The sequence below is a fragment of the Streptomyces sp. NPDC033180 genome, from assembly GCF_055577645.1.
Window position 1 is genome coordinate 26,741 of record NZ_JBVIPU010000010.1, and the last position, 18,469, is coordinate 45,209.

Annotated in this window: 13 protein-coding genes; all 13 read left to right on the forward strand. The window is 70.7% G+C overall.

Going from position 1 to position 18,469, the window contains the following annotated elements; translation table 11 throughout:
* Window positions 1-21: 21 nt before the first annotated feature.
* The 13 genes from ACZ5WE_RS25065 (at window position 22) to ACZ5WE_RS25125 (ending at window position 18,467) form a co-directional block, all read left to right on the forward strand.
* Window positions 22-1,338 (forward strand): nucleotide sugar dehydrogenase, encoded by a 1,317-nt coding sequence (locus tag ACZ5WE_RS25065; protein ID WP_467692759.1) that lies wholly within the window; start codon window positions 22-24, stop codon window positions 1,336-1,338.
* Window positions 1,328-2,605, forward strand: coding sequence for a glycosyltransferase family 4 protein (locus ACZ5WE_RS25070; RefSeq protein ID WP_467692757.1), 1,278 nt, complete (start codon window positions 1,328-1,330; stop codon window positions 2,603-2,605). Before ACZ5WE_RS25065 ends, ACZ5WE_RS25070 begins: the two co-directional genes overlap by 11 nt.
* Complete coding sequence (locus ACZ5WE_RS25075) at window positions 2,602-3,972, forward strand: Wzz/FepE/Etk N-terminal domain-containing protein (RefSeq protein ID WP_467692755.1); 1,371 nt, start codon at window positions 2,602-2,604, stop codon at window positions 3,970-3,972. Before ACZ5WE_RS25070 ends, ACZ5WE_RS25075 begins: the two co-directional genes overlap by 4 nt.
* Window positions 3,969-5,495, forward strand: a complete 1,527-nt coding sequence (locus ACZ5WE_RS25080; protein WP_467692753.1) for a Wzz/FepE/Etk N-terminal domain-containing protein — start codon at window positions 3,969-3,971, stop codon at window positions 5,493-5,495. Before ACZ5WE_RS25075 ends, ACZ5WE_RS25080 begins: the two co-directional genes overlap by 4 nt.
* 3 nt (window positions 5,496-5,498) lie before the next feature.
* Window positions 5,499-7,427, forward strand: a complete 1,929-nt coding sequence (asnB, locus tag ACZ5WE_RS25085; RefSeq protein ID WP_467692752.1) for an asparagine synthase (glutamine-hydrolyzing) — start codon at window positions 5,499-5,501, stop codon at window positions 7,425-7,427.
* A 64-nt stretch (window positions 7,428-7,491) separates the two neighbouring features.
* Entirely contained in the window at window positions 7,492-9,681 is a 2,190-nt protein-coding gene (locus ACZ5WE_RS25090) for a bi-domain-containing oxidoreductase (protein ID WP_467692750.1), read from the forward strand.
* Window positions 9,678-11,666, forward strand: a complete 1,989-nt coding sequence (locus tag ACZ5WE_RS25095; protein ID WP_467692748.1) for an alginate lyase family protein — start codon at window positions 9,678-9,680, stop codon at window positions 11,664-11,666. Before ACZ5WE_RS25090 ends, ACZ5WE_RS25095 begins: the two co-directional genes overlap by 4 nt.
* Window positions 11,667-11,678: 12 nt before the next feature.
* Window positions 11,679-13,202 (forward strand): right-handed parallel beta-helix repeat-containing protein, encoded by a 1,524-nt coding sequence (locus ACZ5WE_RS25100; protein WP_467692746.1) that lies wholly within the window; start codon window positions 11,679-11,681, stop codon window positions 13,200-13,202.
* 1 nt (window position 13,203) lies between these two features.
* Window positions 13,204-14,523, forward strand: a complete 1,320-nt coding sequence (locus ACZ5WE_RS25105) for an O-antigen ligase domain-containing protein (RefSeq protein ID WP_467692825.1) — start codon at window positions 13,204-13,206, stop codon at window positions 14,521-14,523.
* A 2-nt stretch (window positions 14,524-14,525) separates the two neighbouring features.
* On the forward strand, window positions 14,526-15,770 hold the full coding sequence (locus ACZ5WE_RS25110; protein WP_467692824.1) for a glycosyltransferase: 1,245 nt from the start codon (window positions 14,526-14,528) through the stop codon (window positions 15,768-15,770).
* Window positions 15,767-17,017, forward strand: a complete 1,251-nt coding sequence (locus tag ACZ5WE_RS25115; RefSeq protein WP_467692744.1) for a methyltransferase domain-containing protein — start codon at window positions 15,767-15,769, stop codon at window positions 17,015-17,017. The genes ACZ5WE_RS25110 and ACZ5WE_RS25115 overlap by 4 nt, the downstream gene beginning before the upstream one ends.
* Window positions 17,014-17,808 (forward strand): glycosyltransferase family protein, encoded by a 795-nt coding sequence (locus ACZ5WE_RS25120; protein ID WP_467692742.1) that lies wholly within the window; start codon window positions 17,014-17,016, stop codon window positions 17,806-17,808. The genes ACZ5WE_RS25115 and ACZ5WE_RS25120 overlap by 4 nt, the downstream gene beginning before the upstream one ends.
* Window positions 17,805-18,467, forward strand: a complete 663-nt coding sequence (locus ACZ5WE_RS25125) for a PIG-L deacetylase family protein (RefSeq protein ID WP_467692740.1) — start codon at window positions 17,805-17,807, stop codon at window positions 18,465-18,467. The genes ACZ5WE_RS25120 and ACZ5WE_RS25125 overlap by 4 nt, the downstream gene beginning before the upstream one ends.
* Window positions 18,468-18,469: the final 2 nt, after the last annotated feature.

Sequence of the window (18,469 nt, forward strand, 5' to 3'; positions counted from 1 at the left end):
GCCTGGGGGGAGGAACGGAATATGAGGGTCAGCGTCTTAGGGCTCGGCTATGTGGGCTGTGTGTCGGCCGCATGCCTGGCCGGCATGGGTCACGAGGTCATCGGGGTGGACGTCAACCAGGTGAAGGTCGACCTGGTCAACGACGGCAAGGCCCCGGTGGTCGAGGAGCGAATCGGCGACCTCGTCGCCGAGGCCGTGCGGACCGGAGCGTTGCGCGCCACCGCCGACGTCCGCGAGGCGATCATGGGCAGCGATGTGTCGCTGGTCTGCGTGGGTACGCCGTCGGAGCCCAACGGCAGCCTGTGCACCACGTACTTGGAGCGGGTCACCGAGCAGATCGGCGCCGCCCTGGCCGAGCGGGGCGGGCGGCACACCGTCGTGTTCCGCAGCACCATGCTCCCCGGCACCTGCCTGAATCTGCTGGTGCCGATCCTGGAGAAGTACGTCGGCGGCACGGCCGGGGTGGACGTCGGGGTCGCGGTCAACCCCGAGTTCCTGCGTGAGGGCACGAGCGTGCGGGACTTCTTCGATCCGCCCAAGACCGTCATCGGTGAGCTCGACGAGGCCAGTGGCGACGTGGTGGCGGCGCTGTACGACGGCCTGCCCGGCGAGGTGTTCCGGGTGCCGGTCCCGACGGCCGAGGCCATCAAGTACGCGGACAACGCGTTCCACGGCCTAAAGATCGGCTTCGCGAACGAGCTCGGCGCGGTGTGCCACGCGCTCGGGGTGGACTCGCACCAGGTGATGGACGTGTTCCTGGCCGACCGGAAGCTGAACATCAGCCCGGCCTATCTGCGGCCCGGTTTCGCCTTCGGTGGTTCCTGCCTGCCCAAGGATCTGCGCAGTCTGGTCCACGCGGCGCAGCGGGCCGATGTCTCGGTGCCGATCCTCTCCCACGTGCTGCCCTCCAACTCCGACCATCTGCAGCGCGCGGTGGAACTGGTCGAGCGCACCGGCAAGCGCCGGGTGGGCCTGTTCGGGCTCTCCTTCAAGCCCGGCACCGACGACCTGCGCGAGAGTCCGCTGGTCGAGTTGGCGGAGAGACTCCACGGCAAGGGTTACTCCTTGCGGATCTACGACGCCAACGTGAGCCTCTCCCGGCTGATCGGCGCGAACCGCGAGTACATCGAGACCCGGCTGCCGCACCTCGCACAGCTGATGGCGGACTCCGTCGACGAGGTGCTCGAGCACGCGGAAGTGTGCCTGGTCGGAACCAAGGACCCGGACGTTCTCTCGGCGCTGCCCCATGGCGACGGACCGGTGATCGTCGATCTCATCCGCCTTCCCGACGCCGACACGCGCCGGACAGAACCGGGGTACATAGGCCTTGCTTGGTAACACAGCTTTTGGTGACACGACCGGCGGCGACGGGACGGGCCGTCGGGCGCTGATCCTGGTGGAGAACCTGTCCGTGCCGTTCGACCGGCGGGTGTGGCAGGAATGCACGACGCTGCGCGACGCGGGCTGGACGGTGGACGTCATCTGCCCCCGGGGGAGCAAGCGGGACACGGAGCCGGAGGCGGAGATCGACGGGGTGCGGATCCACCGCTACCCGTTGCGTGCGGCCACCGGTGGTCCCACCGGCTATCTGCGGGAGTACGGATCGGCGTTGTGGCACACGGCCCGCCTTGCCCGCAAGGTCGGCCCGGTCCACGTGGTCCACGCCTGCAACCCGCCCGACCTGCTGTTCCTGCCCGCGTTGCGGCTCAAGCGGCTCGGCGCGCGGTTTGTCTTCGACCAGCACGACCTGGTGCCCGAGCTGTACCTCTCCCGGTTCGACCGCGGCGAGGATCTGCTCTACCGCGCCGTGTGCGCCCTGGAGCGGGCGACCTACCGGGCCGCGGACATCGTCCTCGCCACGAACGAGAGCTACCGCGAGGTTGCGGTACGCCGTGGCGGCAAGCGGCCCGAGGATGTCTTCGTGGTGCGCAGCGCGCCCGCGGTCGAACGGTTCCAACCGGTGCCGCCCGAACCGGAGTTGAAGCGCGGCAAGCAGCATCTGCTGTGCTATCTGGGCGTCATGGGCCCGCAGGACGGCGTCGACTACGCCCTGCGGTCCCTGGCGAAGCTGCGCGACAACCTCGGGCGGACCGACTGGCATGCGGTGTTCGTCGGCGCCGGTGACGCCTTCGACGCGATGGTGGAGCTGTCCCGGCGACTCGGACTCTCCGAGCAGGTGCAGTTCACCGGGCGCATCCCGGATGCCGAGCTGGTGCGCTATCTGTCCACCGCAGACGTGTGCCTCTCCCCCGACCCGCGTAATCCGCTCAACGACGTGTCGACCATGAACAAGGTCATGGAGTACATGGCGATGGGCAAACCGATCGTCTCCTTCGACCTCAAGGAGGCGCGCGTCTCCGCCGGTGACGCCGCCGTCTACGCGCCCGCCAACGACGAGACCGAATTCGCCGAGCTCATCACGCTGTTGCTCGACGATCCGGAGAAGCGGGCCCGGATGGGCAAGATCGGCCAGGAGCGGGTCGGCGGAGAGCTGTCCTGGCAGAACTCCCAGCGATCACTGCTCGCCGCCTACGCCGCTGCCTGCCCCGACCAAAGACGTGTCGGTTGCGCCCCGAGCCGGATGGGGAGGAGGCGGCGACGTTGAGCGACGACACCATACGTCTGGTCACGGTCGGGCGGATCTTCCGCAGGCGCTGGCGGCTGCTGGCCGTCGTCGCCGTGGTGGGCGCACTCGTCGGCTACGGCGCCTCGGTGGTGGTCTTCCCGCCGCGCTACACGGCGTCGGCATCGGTACTCCTGCCGGGGGCCTGGGAAGAACGCGAACTGGTGACCCAGGTGAACGTCGCGACCAGTTCGTCGGTGGTCGACCGGGTGGCCGACACGCTCGACTGGACCGGCGGCGACGGCAGCGAGCTCATCGACCAGGTGAGCGCCAAGGCCGCCGAGGGCAACATCGTCAAGATCTCGGGTACGGCCGAAACCCCGGAGCACGCACAGGAGCTGGCCGACCAGGTCGCCAAGGAATTCGTCACCTTCGCCACGCGCGTCGCGGGCGGCAGCACCGACCCGGCAAGGGCCTCACGGCCCGAGGCGCTGCGCAAGAAGGTCGAGGAGACCAACCGACGCATCACCGAACTGGCCAAGGCGGCGGACCCGGGACAGACCGTGGAGAGCGTGCAGGCCCGCACCTCGCTGGAGAAGCTGCGCAGCTCTCTGGAGGAGGCCATGCAGAAGCTGGAGGAGGCCGACCCGGCGACCGGCAAGGCCGGCATGGTCGTCATGGGTCCCGCGGCCCTGCCGACCGGTGAGGCACCGCCGACCAGGACGCAGCTCATGACCGGCGGGTCGCTGCTGTTCCTTCTGGTCGCGGTCATCGCCCACCTCACCGCGGCACGGTCGAATCGGCGACTGCGCACCGAAGCGGAGATCGCCGCGGCGCTGCGCTCGACGGTGATCGGCACCGTCGATGTATCCGGTGAACGAACCGCGCTCCGGCCGCGAGGCCATGGCCCATGGGCCTGGGCCCGCCGTTTCCTCGGCGTCGACACCCGGTGGGACATACCGACCCCGGTGGCATCCGGCGACGAGGCCGGCAGACAGCTCCGCTACCGGCGGGTGTGCGCCCGCCTCCGGATCCAAGTGCCCGGTGCGCGAGGGCTGTTGGTGGTCGTCCCGGACGGCGACGAGACCGGCCGTCAGGCCGCCGGGCAGCTCGTCGCCGAGGCCAAGAGCGATCCACAGCTGCGGATGGTGGAGGTCTCGGTGGCCCGGCCGACGGTGCCGGACCGGGACACCGAGTCCGGGGCGCTGGTCGTCCTCAGTGCGGGCAGTTGGACCGCGGGTGAGCTCTCCGGCATCGCCGAGGCGTGTGCGGACGGCAGGCACGAGGTCGTCGGCGTCGTCGTCGCCGGCACGGTGAGGACCCGTCCCACGCGGCCCGTCGGACATCCTCCGGAGAAGGCCGCTCCGGCGCTCGCCGCTCGCGGCCAGGCGACGGGAGGTTCGGCATGACGACGAACACGACCTCGGAGTCGTCGACAGCCGCTCCGCTGCTCAACCTGCAGGCATTGGTGGTGTCGGTGCGCAGGCGCCGTCGCCTCTGGTGCACCCTGGCCCTGATCGGGCTGCTGATCGGCGCGGCGGTGGCCGTGCTGCGACCGCCGCCGCCGGCCGCCATGGCCAAGGTACTCGTCGCGCATCAGGACGATCAGCCGAACGACACCGGAACGCTGATCCGCACCGACGTGGAGGTGCTGCAGACCACGCGGATCGCCGAAAAGGCCCTGAAGTCCCTCAAGTCTTCGGTGAAGCCGGAGGACTTCTTGCAGGACTACCGGGGAACCGGCGTGACCAACAACCTGCTGCAGATCGATGTGACGGGTGACAGCGACGCGGAAGCGGTTGCCCGTGCCAAGGCGTTGGCGGACGCGTTCATCGCGGATCATGTGCGGCGGATGCAGGAAACCGCGAAGGCCGAGTCCAAGGCCCTGCGCGATCAGCGCGACCGGATGCGCAAGGAACTCGCCCGGGTCAACGAGTCGATCGGGGGCAGGACCCTGGAGACCGACCCGGAGTCGTCCGCGAGCATGGAGTCGCTCTTCGCCCGCCGGGCCGAACTCACCTCCCGCATCGCCGACTTCGACCAGCGCGCCGAGGACGCGCGCGTGGGCACACCCCGGATCATCGCCGGCACGCAGATCGTGGACGACCCACGCGCGGTGGAGCACTCCGTGCCCCTGGCCGCTGTCACCAACGCCGGCATCGGGCTCGCTCTCGGGCTCGTCATCGGGCTCGCGGTGGCCGCAGTCGGTTCCGTGGTGGCGGACCGTCCGGTTCTGCGCCGGGAGATCGCGGCGAACCTGGGGGCCTCGGTCATCGCCGAGCTGCGCCGCGTACACCGTCGGCCGGTCAAGCTGTGGCAGCTCCGACGGACCCGCGCGGCACGCGAACGGCTCATATCGACCCTGGCCCGCACCGTGCGTGACTCCGGGGAATCGGTGTCGCTCCTCGAACTGGGCTGTGCGCACAGCACGAGTGTGATCGCCCTGGACCTCGCGGGGGCACTGGCGGCGGACGGGCCCGTGGTGATCATCGATGGTCTGCCGGCCCTGGAGCGCGCCGCCCGCGGCCAGGAGCCAGGAGGCCCGGCCGTGGTCAGCGGCGATCGTGCCGCGGACGTGCCGCCTCAGATGCGCAGGCTCGGCGTCGGCTCGGTCGCGCCGGGCACGGCGTGGACCGGCTTGCAGGACCTCGGTTCCCAGACCGTGCTCGTCGTACGTGCCGGGCACGGCAGCACCGCCTGGCTGCACACCGTGGCACGGCAGCTCGCGGACCTTCTCATCCCGGTGATCGGTGTGGTGCTGATCGACCCCGATCCCCGGGACCGGACCGACGGCACCCTGTGGGACGGCCGGCACACCGCGCTGCGCGGCCACAACGAACGCCTTGCCCGGCAGAACGCGGCAGGCCGGCAGCTGACGGAGCAGCCGTCGTGGGCAGTACGAGTTCCGGACAGCGACCAGGAAGCGCGGTAAGACATGTGTGGCATCGCAGGCACATACCGGTGGCCGGACGGGAAGGTCGTCGCCGACCGACTCACCGACACCCTCGCCCACCGCGGTCCGGACGGGGCCGGCCGCTACAGCCACTCCGCCGGTGACGGCGAAGTGCACCTCGGGCACCGCAGGCTCTCCATCATCGACCTGTCCGAGACCGGCGCCCAGCCGATGGTCAAGGACAGCCTCTCCCTCACCTACAACGGCGAGCTCTACAACGCGCCCGAGCTGCGTGCCGCACTGGAAGCCTCCGGAGTGCGCTTCCGCGGCACCTCCGACACCGAAGTGCTCCTTGAGGCCTGGCGGCGCTGGGGCACCGACTGTCTGCCCAGGCTGCGCGGCATGTTCGCGTTCGGGATCTTCGACGAGCGGACCGGTGAACTGGTCCTCGCCCGCGACCAGCTCGGCATCAAACCGCTCTTCCTGCTCCGGCGCGGCGAAGGTCTGATGTTCGCCTCCGAGCTGAAGGCGCTCGCCGCCGTGACCGGCGGATCGTTGCGGGTGGACGACGCCGCGCTGGTGGCCTCGCTGCTCTACTACTGGGTGCCGGACTCGCGGTGCGCGTTCCGCGAGGCGGAGAAGCTGCCGCCGGGGAGCTGGCTCAGGTGCCGGCCCGACGGACGGGTGGAGCGCGGGCAGTACTGGAACCTCCGTGACGTCGCCGCCGAGGGACAGGAGCGGGCCCGCAGCGGCGAACTGCCGGACCTGGCCGCCGTCGTCGAGGAGTCGACCCGGCAGCACCTGCTCTCCGACGTGCCCGTGGCGACCTTCCTCTCCGGCGGTCTCGACTCCAGCTATCTGACCGCGCTCGCGGCCCGCGACCGACCCGGGATCTCCGCGTACACGATCGGATTCCGCGCCGAGGACGCCAAGTTCGAGGCGATGCCGGACGACCTGCGCTATGCCCGGCAGGTGGCCGAGCAGTTCGGCGTCGACCTGCACGAGATCGAGATCGCCCCGAACGTGCTCGACCTGCTGCCGCGGATGACGCACCACCTGGACGAGCCGATCGGCGACCCCGCCGCGATCAACACCTTCCTGATCTGCTCGGCCGCCCGGGAGGCCGGGGTCAAGGTGATGCTCTCGGGGATGGGCGCCGACGAGCTGTTCGCCGGTTACCGCAAGCACCTGGCCAACCTGCTCGCGGTCCGCTACCAGCGCGTCCCGCGGCCGCTGCGGCGCGGCCTGTCCAGGGCCGTGGACCGGCTGCCGGTCGCCACGTCCCGCCGGGGGTTCCGCTCGGTGCGCTTCGCGAAGCGGTTCCTCTCCTTCGCCGATCTGTCGGAGGAGGCCGCGTTCCGGCGCAGTTACACCATGTACGACCAGGACGAGCTGCTCGCCCTGGTCAATCCGGACCTGGCAGGGACGGTCGAGGACGTGCTGACCGAGCACGCGGACATCTACCAGGACAACGAACTCGACGACTTCGTCAACCGCATGTGTCTTGGCGACGCCCGGATGTTCCTGCCGGGCCTCAACCTCGCCTACACGGACCGTTCGAGCATGGCCGCTTCGACCGAGGTGCGGGTGCCGTACGTGGACGTCGAGGTGGTCAAGGCGGCGTTCGCCGTGCCCGGTGACCACAAGATCGTCGGGCGGCAGAGCAAGGCCGTCCTCAAGGAGGCGGCCATCTCGATCCTGCCCAGGGAGATCGCGTACCGGCCCAAGGGCCTGTTCAGCGCCCCGCTGCGGGCCTGGATGAGCCGGGATCTGGCACCGCTGGTGCGCGAGGTGGTCAACGACGGTGTGCTCGTCGGTTCCGGGATCCTGCGCCGCGACGCGCTGGAGCGGATGGTCGCCGAGGACGCCGCCGGGCAGCGGGACTTCTCCAAGCACCTGTGGCATGTGCTGACCCTCGAGTACTGGTATCGCGGCGCGACCTCTGGCTCCGGCCAGCAGCAAGTGGCTTGACGCCGTTGGACGTTGTCGGCGTTGGATTTTGACGGCGTTGGATTTTGAAGCAAGAGGAGCTCGGGTGAAGCAGGTTGTACAGAACTACAAGAGTGGTGAGCTGGCGCTGCTCGACGTGCCGGTTCCGGGGTGCAAGCCGGACGGTGTGCTGGTCCGCAGCGCCTACTCGTTGATATCCACCGGTACCGAGCTCATGAAGGTGTCAGAGGCCGGCATGTCGATGGTGGGCAAGGCCCGCTCCCGGCCTGACCAGGTGGCCAAGGTCATGCAGAGCGTGGCCACCAACGGGGTGCCCGCCACCTACCGCAAGGTGATGGGCAAGCTGGACTCCTACACGCCGCTCGGCTATTCGCTGTGCGGGGTGGTCGAGCAGGTCGGCGCCGGGATCGACGACGTGAAGGCCGGCGACCTGGTGGCCTGCGCCGGCAACGAGCACGCGCTGCACGCCGAGCTGAACTGGGTGCCGAAGAACCTCTACGCCCCGGTGCCGGACGGACTCGCGCCGCGGCACGCGGCCTTCGGCACCGTCGGGTCGATCGCGATGCAGGGCGTCCGCCGCGGCGAGCCGCAGCTCGGGGACGTGGCCCTTGTCATCGGCCTCGGTCTCATCGGGCAGTTGGTGGTGCAGCTTCTCACCGCCTCGGGGGTCCGCGTCGTCGGGGTCGATCCCGACCCGGCGCGCTGCGAGCTCGCCGAGCGCTCGGGCGCCGCGGCCTGCGGAGACCCCGCGTCCGCCGCCGTGGAAGCCGCCGTCGCCGATCTCACCGAGGGCTACGGCGTGGACCAGGTGTACCTGGCCGCCGGCGGTGGCAGCAACCAGCCCGTCGAGCTGGCCGCCCACCTGAGCCGGGACCGCGGCCGGGTCGTCGACATCGGCAAGTGCAGCCTCGACCTGCCGTGGAACGCGTACTACGAGAAGGAGCTCGACGTCCGCTTCTCCCGCAGCTACGGCCCGGGGCGCTACGACCCGGCGTACGAACTGGAGGGCAGGGACTACCCGATCGGCTACGTCCGCTGGACCGAGCGCCGCAACCTGGCGTGTTTCCTCGATCTCGCCGCCCGGGGCCGCGTCGACGTGGAGCCCTTGATCTCCCACATCGCCGCCTTCGATGACGCCGTGGAGACCTACCAGAGCCTGAAGGACGGCGAGTTGAAGGCCGTGGCCGTGCTGTTCCGCTACCCCGAGCAGACGGCGGAAACGGAAGCGGAGGCCCCGGCGGTGGCCGTGCCCGCGGTGAAGCGAGGGGGCGGCCAGGTGTCCGCCACGCCCCGGGCCACCAAGTCGCCCGTACGCCTCGCGTTCGTCGGCGCGGGAAACTACGCGACGTCGATGCTGCTGCCGCACCTGGCGCGGCGCGACGGCGTCGAGTTGTCCACGGTCGTCACCACGACGGCGCTGTCCGCGGCCAACGCCAAGCGGAAGTTCGGCTTCGCCGACGCGACGACCGATCTCGACGCCGTGCTCGGCGACCAGTCCATCGACGCGGTGTTCGTGGTCACCCGGCACAGCTCGCACGCCGACCTGACCCGAAGGGCATTGCTCGCCGGCAAGTCGGTGTTCGTGGAGAAGCCCCTGGCGCTCTTTGAGGACGAGCTGACGGGCGTGCTCGCGGCGGTGGAGGAGTCCGGCAACGACCGGCTGCAGGTGGGCTTCAACCGCCGGTTCTCGCCGCTGCTCCAGGAAGCCAAGCAGCGGTTCGGCGCCCGGAGCGGCCCGGCGAACCTCCGCTATCTGGTCAACGCGGGCCGGTTGCAGAACGGCAGCTGGTACCTCCAACAGGGCGCCGAGGGCTCGCGGTTCGCCGGCGAGGGCGGGCACTTCATCGACACGGCGAGCTGGCTGCTCGGGGCCGACCCGGTCTCGGTGTACGCGGTCGCCACGTCCGGCAACGAAGACCTGCAGGTCGTGCTGCGCTACCCGGACGGGTCCACCGCCACCATCAGCTATGTCACCACCGGTGCGCCCGGCTTCCCCAAGGAGACGCTGGACCTCGTCGGGGACGGCAAGGTGTTGCGGCTCGACGACTTCGTCCGTGCCTCGGTCCACGGCCCCAAGCGGTGGATCAGTTCGCGGCTGCCCAAGGCCCGGGACAAGGGCCAGAACGCCGAACTGGCCGCGTTCGTCAGGGCCGTGCGGACCGGTGGGCCGATGCCGGTACCGCTGGAGTCCCTCGTCGCCACGACGGCGGCCACCCTCGCCGTGCAGACCGGCCTGGTGGGCGGCGTGCCGGTGGCGCTGACGGGGGCGCGATGACCGTGAACTCGGGGAATCCGGTCTGGTACCTGCGGCGGCTGTCCCGGATGGGCCCGCGGGAGGTCGCGGGCCGGGTGGGCGACACCGTGCGCAGGCGCCGGTGGCGCTCGGCGCGGCCGCAGTGCCCGAACGTGCGCGGCGCCCGTTTCACCGCGGTACTGCCCGCCGCGGCGCTCGCCGCGGTGCCGCCGGACGCCGCGAAACGTCTGGTCGACGCGGCGGAGCGGCTGATGGCCGGGCACGCCGAGTACTTCGGGGTGCCCCGCGACGACCTGGTCGACCCTGACTGGTGGTACGACCCGAAGACCGGGCGCCATGCCCCGTGGGGCTATGCCTTCGACCTGCCGTACCGCAACGAGGACGCGGTCGGGGACATCAAGCAGATCTGGGAGCTGTCCCGGCATCAGTACCTCACCGTGCTCGCCGCCGCCTACGCGGTCACCGGCGATGAGCGGTACGCCGAGCGCGTGGCCGAGCACCTGCGGTCCTGGTGGGCGGCCAACCCTCCGCTGCGCGGCGTGCACTGGATCAGTGGCATCGAGCTGGGCATGCGGCTGCTCTCCTGGGTGTGGGTCCGCAGGCTGCTCGACGGCTGGCCGGGCGCGGCCGGTCTCTTCGAGGACAACCCGGTGGCGCTGAACCAGATCTGGCACCACCAGCGCTGGCTGGCCGGATTCCCCAGCCGGGGCTCTTCGGCGAACAACCACATCATCGCCGAGGCCGCCGGGCAGTTCGCCGCGGCCTGCGCGTTCAACTGGTTCGCCTCGTCGGAGCGCTGGCGGGACGACGCGCTGCGGTCGCTGGAGCGGCACCTGCGCGGCAACACCTTCCTCTCCGGGCTCAACCGCGAGCTGGCGAGCGAGTACCACGGGCTTGTCCTCGAGCTCGGCCTGGCCGCGGTGGCCGAGGCCGATGCCGCCGACGTGCCGGTCCCCGCGACCGTCCGCCTGGTGCTGCTGCGGATGACCGACGCGCTCGCGGCCGTCGTGGACAACCGGCTGCGGCCTCCGCGCCAGGGGGACGCGGACGACGGACACGGTCTGATCGTGGACGGCGCGGGCACCGACCGCTGGTCCTCGCTGCTCGCGACCGGGGACGCGGTGTTCGGCCGGCTCGCCTGGTGGCCGGCGGTGACCGGGACCGACGTGCGCACCCCGCTGCTCGCCGCGCTCATCCGGCCGTACGCGAAGGACGGGACCGCACCGGCCGTGGCCCGCCCCTCCAGCAGACCGGGCCACTTCGCGGACGCGGGCATGACCATCCTGCGCGGTCCGGACGAGATCTGGTGCCGTTGCGACGGTGGTCCGCACGGCTTCCTCTCCATCGCCGCGCATGCCCACGCGGACGCGCTGTCGGTGGAGGTCCGGCAGGACGGGGTCGACGTACTCGCCGACCCGGGGACGTTCTGCTACCACGGGCAGCCCGAGTGGCGGCAGTACTTCCGCTCGACCCTCGGCCACAACACCCTGGAACTGGCCGGCGCCGACCAGTCCGTCTCCGGCGGCCCGTTCCTGTGGATCCGGCACGCCCGCAGCCGCGTCCTGGCCGCGGGCGGCACGGACACCTCCGACGGGGGTGTGACCCGCTGGAGCGCCGAGCACGACGGATACCGGCGTGCCCATGGCGCGGTGCACCGCCGCCGGGTGGAGCTGACCGCCGCGAGCCAGGAGCTGCGGGTGATCGACGAGGTGCGCGGCGGGCGCCGGGCGGCCGTGCGCCTCGCGTTCCACCTCGGCCCGGCGATCGCCGCGGACCTGGTGGGGAACTGGGCGGTGCTCACCTGGACCCGGGAGGGCGAGGACCGTTTCGCGGTGCTCGACCTGCCCGAGCAACTGTCCTGGCACGCACATCACGGCGAGAGCGATCCACCGCGGGGTTGGTACTCCCCCGGCTTCGGGCGCAAGGAACCCGCCACGACACTGATCGGCACCGGCTTCGCCGACGGCACGCAGGGGTTCACGACCGTGCTCAGGTTCCGGGGCTAGGGGGCTGTGGGGATGAAGGGGAGGAACTGGGTGTTACCGGCGGCGGCGCTCACCGTGCTGCTGGTGACGACCGGCTGTGAGAGCTCGCCGGGCGACCGGGCGGAGCCGACCCCTGCGTCGGCCAAGTCCGGGGCCCGAGCCGTGGCCCGGGTGTGCGCCGAGCCCGCGGCCGGGCCGACGAAGGCGCCGGCGGGCGCGGTGACGGTCGACCCCAAGGTGGTCAACGACCTGGCAGCGAAGACCAAGAGCAGCCCCGCGAACACCACGTTCTGGCTCCGCCCCGGCAAGCACACGCTCGAAGCGGGCCGCCACGCCCAGGTCATCCCCAAGAAGGGGAACCGCTATCTCGGCGCACCGGGCGCGGTGCTCGACGGCCGGAAGAAGAATCAGTACGCGTTCGGCGGCGATGCCCGTGACGTCACCGTCCGCCACCTGACCGTGCAGGGTTTCGTCGCGCCGCACGACCAGGGCGTGGTCAACCACGACTCGGCCGACGGATGGGTGATCGAGCACTCGACGATCCAGTACAACTCCGGCGCCGGGCTGATGGCCGGTGCCCGACAGCAGGTCCGCGCCAACTGCCTGCGCAAGAACGGGCAGTACGGCATGAACGCCTACAAGGGCACCGGCCCTCTTCGCGACCTGGTGCTCGAGGGCAACGAGATCGTGGGCAACAACACCGGTGACTGGGAGCGGCGGCGGGAGGGCTGCGGCTGCACCGGGGGCGTCAAGTTCTGGGCCGTCGACGGCGCCGACATCCGTGGCAACTGGGTGCACGACAACCGCGGAACCGGACTGTGGGCGGACACCAACAACAACGACTTCCGGATCGAGGACAACGTACTCGAGGCCAACGACGGTGCCGCGCTGATCTATGAGACCAGCTACAACGCGGTCATCCGGAAGAACACGATCCGGCGGAACAACTGGGTCGAGGGCCGTAAGGGGGCCTCCGGCGGCGACGACTTCCCCTTCGCGACCCTCTACCTGTCCGAGTCCGGCGGCGAACCACGGGTCCGGGCCCGCACGGACAAGATCGAGGTCTACCGGAACCTCCTGGAGAACAACTGGTCCGGGATCACCCTGTGGGAGAACGCCGACCGGTTCTGCAACAGCCCCGCCAACACCTCGTCCGGCGACTGCACGTTGCTGGAGAAGAACACCGACCGCTGCGCGCAGCCGAAGATCGCCACCGCGCCGCTCTACGCCGACTGCCGGTGGAAGACCCAGCGGGTGGACATCCACACCAACCGGTTCGTCCTCGACAAGTCCGTCCTCAAGTGCACGGCGATGTGCGACCGCATGGCGGTCCTCGCCAACTACGGCACGTATCCGAAGTGGTCGCCGTACAAGGGCGAGCGGGTGGCCGACGCGATCACCCACAAGCAGGGCAACCGCTGGCGCGACAACGTCTACATCGGACCGTGGAAGTTCGTCGCCCACGACCCGAGCCGGGTGCTCGACTTCAGGCAGTGGCAGGGCACGCCGTACGAGCAGGACACGAGCAGCACCCTCCGTGTACGGGCCGGTGATTGAGATGCGTCAGGACCTGCGGCGCGGTGGACTGCCGGGCGGAGCGGACACCACGGGCACGCGGCCCGGCGTCGAACCGCGCTCCGGCGTCGAACCGCCCCCCGGCACGCCGAAGCTCGTCGGGACCGTGTGGGGGTTGCTCATCCTCAACACGCTCGGCTCCGCAGGGGCGGAGACCGTCATCCCGCTGCCCCGCTCCCTCATCCAGCTGGTCACGATGGGCGCGCTGGTCGGCGCGTTCACGCTGGCGCTCGCGCTCAATCTGCGGCTGCGCATCCACGCCAGCGCCTTCCTGCTGCTGCTCACCCTGCTGCTTGTGCCGAGCGTGATCTCCAGTCTGCAACTGGCGTCCGGGTTCGGCGCGTTGTTCCGCTGTACCCGCCTTGCTCTCTTCGTCGGCACGCTGTGGCTGCTCAGCCGCTGGTGGGACGGCAGCGAGACGTTCGTCCGGCACCACATCCGCAGCTACTTCGCGGTGCTCGGGTCGGTCGCCGCCGGCGCGGTCATCTCACCGGGCGCGGCCATGCCCGACGTCTACGGGGGACGGCTGGTCGGCGCGTTGTGGCCGCTCACCCCGCCGCAGATCGGTCAGTACGCCGCAGTGATCATCGGGCTCACCGTGCTGCTCCTCCTGGGGCGCAGGACCGACAGGGTCAGCGCGGCGGTCATCATCGTGCCCTCGCTCGTCCTGCTCGCGCTGACCCATACCCGCACGGCCACGCTCGGCATGCTCATAGGACTCGTGCTGGCGATCGGCTCGCTCGTCTTGACCAGCGCCGCCGCCCGCCGGTTCTTCACCTGGTCGGTGGTCGTCGCCACGGTGGCCGCGGTGGGGTTCGCCCCCCTGCTGCGGGCGTGGTTCCTGCGCGGACAGAGCCAGGAGTACCTCACCAGCCTCACCGGCCGGGCCAAGGTGTGGGACGCCCTCCTCGCCGCACCCCGGACGACCGCGGAGAAGCTGTTCGGCATGGGTCTGGGCGACAAGTCCTTCGGCGGGCTGCCGATCGACAACAGCTGGCTGGCCGTCTACCACGAGCAGGGCTGGGCGGGCGTCACTCTCGTGACGGCGTTCATCACCATCCTCGGCGGCGTCGCGTTGCTGCGACCGCCGTCGTTCGCGAGGGCCTGCGCGATCTTCCTGATCAGCTACTGCGCGATCGCGTCGTACACCGAGGCCGGTCTTGGCGACGCCTCGCCGTATCTGCTGCATCTGGCCCTGGCCGCCTCGCTCCTCGCGACCCCCGCGGCGGCCACGCCCCTGGCGAAGCCCGCGGTGCCCCGGCGACGTATCCCGCGATGGGCCCAAGATCGGAGGCGACTGTGAGCATGCACGTCCTCGTGGTGCACAACCGCTACGCCTCGGCGCAGCCGAGCGGCGAGAACAAGGTCGTCGACCAGGAGGTGGCGCTGCTGCGCGCCGCCGGCCACCGGGTCGAGGTGTTCGAGCGGCGCAGCGACGACATCGGCGCCCGCTCCCTCCCCTCCAAGGCGGCGGTGCCGCTGCTCGTGCCATGGAACCCTGCGGTCCGCAAGGAGCTCGCCGCCCGGCTGCGCGCCGAGCGGCCGGACGTCGTCCACGTCCACAACGTCTTCCCGCTCCTGTCGCCCTCGGTCATCGCCGCCTGCGCCGACGCCGACGTGCCCGTCGTGGCCACGCTGCACAACTACACCCAGGTCTGCCCGCCCGGCACACTGCAGCGGGACGGCAGGCCGTGCACCGAGTGCGTCGGGGCGGTGGCGCCGCTGCCCGCCGTCCGGCACGGCTGCTACCGGAACTCCCGGCTCGCGACGGTGCCGCTCGCGCTCAGCCTTCTCGTCAACCGGCGGCGGTGGTGGTCCGGCGTGGAGCGGTTCTTCTGCATCTCCGCTGCGCAGCGCGACGTCCTGGTGCGGTCCGGCATGCCGGCCGAACGCCTCGCGGTGAAGCACAACTTCGTGCCCGAGCCGGAGATCCGCCGCGAGGGCGCGGGCGAGCATCTGCTCTATCTCGGCCGCCTCGCGGAAGCCAAGGGCGTGCGGCTGCTCATGGCCGCGTGGGACGAGCTCGCCGCGGACGGCGGCGTGGGCGTGCCACTCGTGGTCGCCGGTGCGGGGCCACTGGAGCAGGAGATGACCGCCTGGGCCGCGGGCCGGGACGACGTGCGCTGCGTCGGCCTGTACGACACGGCGGAGAGCCAGAAGGCCATCGCGCGGGCGGTGGCCGTGGTGGCTCCCTCGACGTGGCTGGAGGCGTTCGGCCTGGTGGTCGTGGAGGCGATGGCGGCCGGGGTACCGACCGTCGCCGCCCGTCACGGCGCCTTCGTCGAGCTCGTCGAGGACGGCGTGAGCGGGCTGCTGCACCGGCCGGGCGATGCTGCCTCGCTCGCGGACTGCGTACGCCGGGTCACGGCCGATACGGCCCGCAACCAGGAAATGGGCCGGGCGGCCCGGCGCCGTTACGAGCAGGGGTTCAGCCCTGCCGTCGGCCTCGAGCGCCTGGTGGAGGGGTACCGCTCCGCGATCGCGGGTCGGTCAGCACTGGCTCGCGGCGGGGACACCCGCGCGAGCAGGGGGGATGGGGACAGCAGATGACACGATGCCGACTCTGCGGCTCGGAGGCGATGGCGAGCGTTGTCGATCTCGGGGCGACGCCACCATGTGAGAGCTTTCTCGCCGCGGACCAACTGGACAAGGCGGAGCCGGCATACCCGCTGCACCTGCGGGTCTGCACCGACTGCTGGCTCGCGCAGATTCCTCCGCTGATCACGCCGGAGGACACGTTCAGCGAGTACGCGTACTTCTCGTCCTTCTCGACCTCCTGGGTGGAGCACGCGCGCACGTTCGTCGCCGACGCGGCGGCGCGGGTGGGGCTCGGCCCCGACGCCTTCGTCGTCGAGGTCGCGAGCAACGACGGCTACCTGCTGAAGCACGTGGTGGACCGGGGGATCCGCTGCCTCGGCATCGAGCCTTCGGTGAACGTCGGCGCCGCGGCGCGCGATGCGGGTGTCCCCACGCTCACGGAGTTCCTCGGCCCGGACACCGGCTCGGCCGTCCGCGCCGAACACGGCCCGGCGGATCTGGTCGTGGCCAACAACGTGTACGCGCACATCCCGGACGTGGTCGGGTTCACCGAGGGGCTGCGCGCCCTGGTCGCCGACGACGGCTGGGTCTCCATCGAGGTGCAGCACCTGCTGACCCTGATCGAGGAGAACCAGTACGACACGATCTACCACGAGCACTTCCAGTACTACACGGTCGCGTCCGCGATCCGGGCGCTCGCGAGCGGTGGACTCGCCCTGGTGGACGTCGAGTTGCTGCCCACGCACGGCGGCTCCATCCGGCTCTGGGCCCGGCCCGTCGAGGCGGCGGGCGAGCCCACGCGGCGGGTGACCGACGTGCTGGCGCGGGAGAAGGCCGCCGGACTGCAGGAGCTGTCGGGCTACACCGAGTTCTCCGCCCGGGTGGCCAAGGTGCGCCGCGATCTTCTCAAGTTCCTCATCACGGCGGCCGAGCGCGGTGAGACGGTCGTCGGCTACGGCGCACCGGGCAAGGGCAACACCCTGCTCAACCACTGCGGCATCCGGCCCGACCTGCTCGCGTACACGGTCGACCGCAACCCTTACAAGCACGGCAGGTACACCCCGGGCACCCGCGTCCCGATCCTGGCGCCCGAGCAGATAGCCGCCGACCGGCCGGACTACGTGCTCGTCCTGCCCTGGAACCTGCGGGCCGAGCTCGTCGAGCAGCTGTCCTACGTACACGACTGGGGCGGCCGTCTGGTCTTCCCGATCCCGGAACTCAGCATCGTCGAGGCCCCATCTGGAAAGGCCACAGCATGAAGGTCGTACTGTTCTGCGGCGGTTACGGGATGCGGATGCGCAGCGGTGCCGCCGACGACGTGCCCAAGCCGATGGCTATGGTCGGCCCCAGGCCGCTGATCTGGCATGTCATGCGCTACTACGCGCACTTCGGGCACACGGAGTTCATCCTGTGCCTCGGATACGGCGCCCACCACATCAAGAACTTCTTCCTCAACTACGAGGAGACGACGTCCAACGACTTCGTGCTGCGCGGCGGGCGGACCGAACTGCTCTCCACCGATATATCGGACTGGACGATCACGTTCGCGCAGACCGGCATCGAGTCGCCGATCGGCGAGCGGCTGCGCCGGGTGCGGCACCACCTGGACGGCGACGAGATGTTCCTCGCCAACTACGCCGACGTGCTCACCGACGCCCCGCTGCCGCAGATGATCGACCGGTTCGCCCGGCGTGACGCCGGCGCGTCGATGATGGTCGTGCCGCCGCAGTCCTCGTTCCACTGCGTGGAGCTGGGCGAGGACGGCCTCGTGGGAGGCATCACCGCGGTGAGCGACCTGCCGCTGTGGGAGAACGGCGGCTACTTCGTGCTCCGTCAGGAAGTCTTCGACCACATACCTGAGAACGGCGACCTGGTCGCCGACGGGTGCGCCCAACTCGCCAAGCAGGGACGCCTTGTCGCGCACCAGCACCGCGGTTTCTGGAAGCCGACCGACACCGTGAAGGAGCGGGCCGCGCTCGACTCCGCCTACGCCCGGGGCGACCGTCCATGGGCCGTGTGGGAGCGGGACAGCGCCGGGGTGGGCGCGTGATCCGGCTCGGGTCCGGGCGCCTGGACCGGATCGTCGCGGTGGGCGCGCACTGTGACGACATCGCCATCGGCGCCGGCGGCACGCTCCTCACGCTGTGTCTCGCGAGGCCGGGTGTCCGCGTCGACGCGCTGGTGCTCTCCGGCGGTGGCGGAGAGCGCGAGCAGGAGGAGCGTGCCGCGCTCGCAGCCTTCTGCCCGGGCGCCGACCTGCGGCTCACGGTGCTCAAGCTGCCGGACGGCCGGATGCCCGTGCACTGGGACGAGGCCAAGGCCGCGGTCGAGGAACTGCGCGGGCAGACCGAGCCGGATCTGGTCCTCGCCCCGCGCACCGATGACGCACACCAGGATCACCGCGGCCTGGCGCGGCTGATGCCCACCGCCTTCCGCGACCACCTCGTACTCGGCTACGAGATCGTCAAGTGGGACGGCGATCTCGGCCGCATGACGGCGTACCAGCCGCTGTCGCCGGAGACCGCCGAACAGAAGGTGCGGCTGCTGCAGGAGCACTACCCCTCGCAGCGGCACCGGCCCTGGTACGACCGGGAGGCCTTCCTCGGTCTCGCGCGGATTCGCGGCATCGAATGCCACGCGCGTTACGCCGAGGCGTTCGCCGTCACCAAACTCACGCTCGATCTCGGCACATTCGATCTGGGGGAATGAAC

Coding starts and splice junctions, on each gene's coding strand:
- ACZ5WE_RS25105 (WP_467692825.1), top strand. CDS start 13,204: ATGCGTCAGGACCTGCGGCGCGGTGGACTGCCGGGCGGAGCGGACACC.
- ACZ5WE_RS25100 (WP_467692746.1), top strand. CDS start 11,679: ATGAAGGGGAGGAACTGGGTGTTACCGGCGGCGGCGCTCACCGTGCTG.
- ACZ5WE_RS25115 (WP_467692744.1), top strand. CDS start 15,767: ATGACACGATGCCGACTCTGCGGCTCGGAGGCGATGGCGAGCGTTGTC.
- ACZ5WE_RS25080 (WP_467692753.1), top strand. CDS start 3,969: ATGACGACGAACACGACCTCGGAGTCGTCGACAGCCGCTCCGCTGCTC.
- ACZ5WE_RS25110 (WP_467692824.1), top strand. CDS start 14,526: ATGCACGTCCTCGTGGTGCACAACCGCTACGCCTCGGCGCAGCCGAGC.
- ACZ5WE_RS25120 (WP_467692742.1), top strand. CDS start 17,014: ATGAAGGTCGTACTGTTCTGCGGCGGTTACGGGATGCGGATGCGCAGC.
- ACZ5WE_RS25065 (WP_467692759.1), top strand. CDS start 22: ATGAGGGTCAGCGTCTTAGGGCTCGGCTATGTGGGCTGTGTGTCGGCC.
- ACZ5WE_RS25095 (WP_467692748.1), top strand. CDS start 9,678: ATGACCGTGAACTCGGGGAATCCGGTCTGGTACCTGCGGCGGCTGTCC.
- asnB (WP_467692752.1), top strand. CDS start 5,499: ATGTGTGGCATCGCAGGCACATACCGGTGGCCGGACGGGAAGGTCGTC.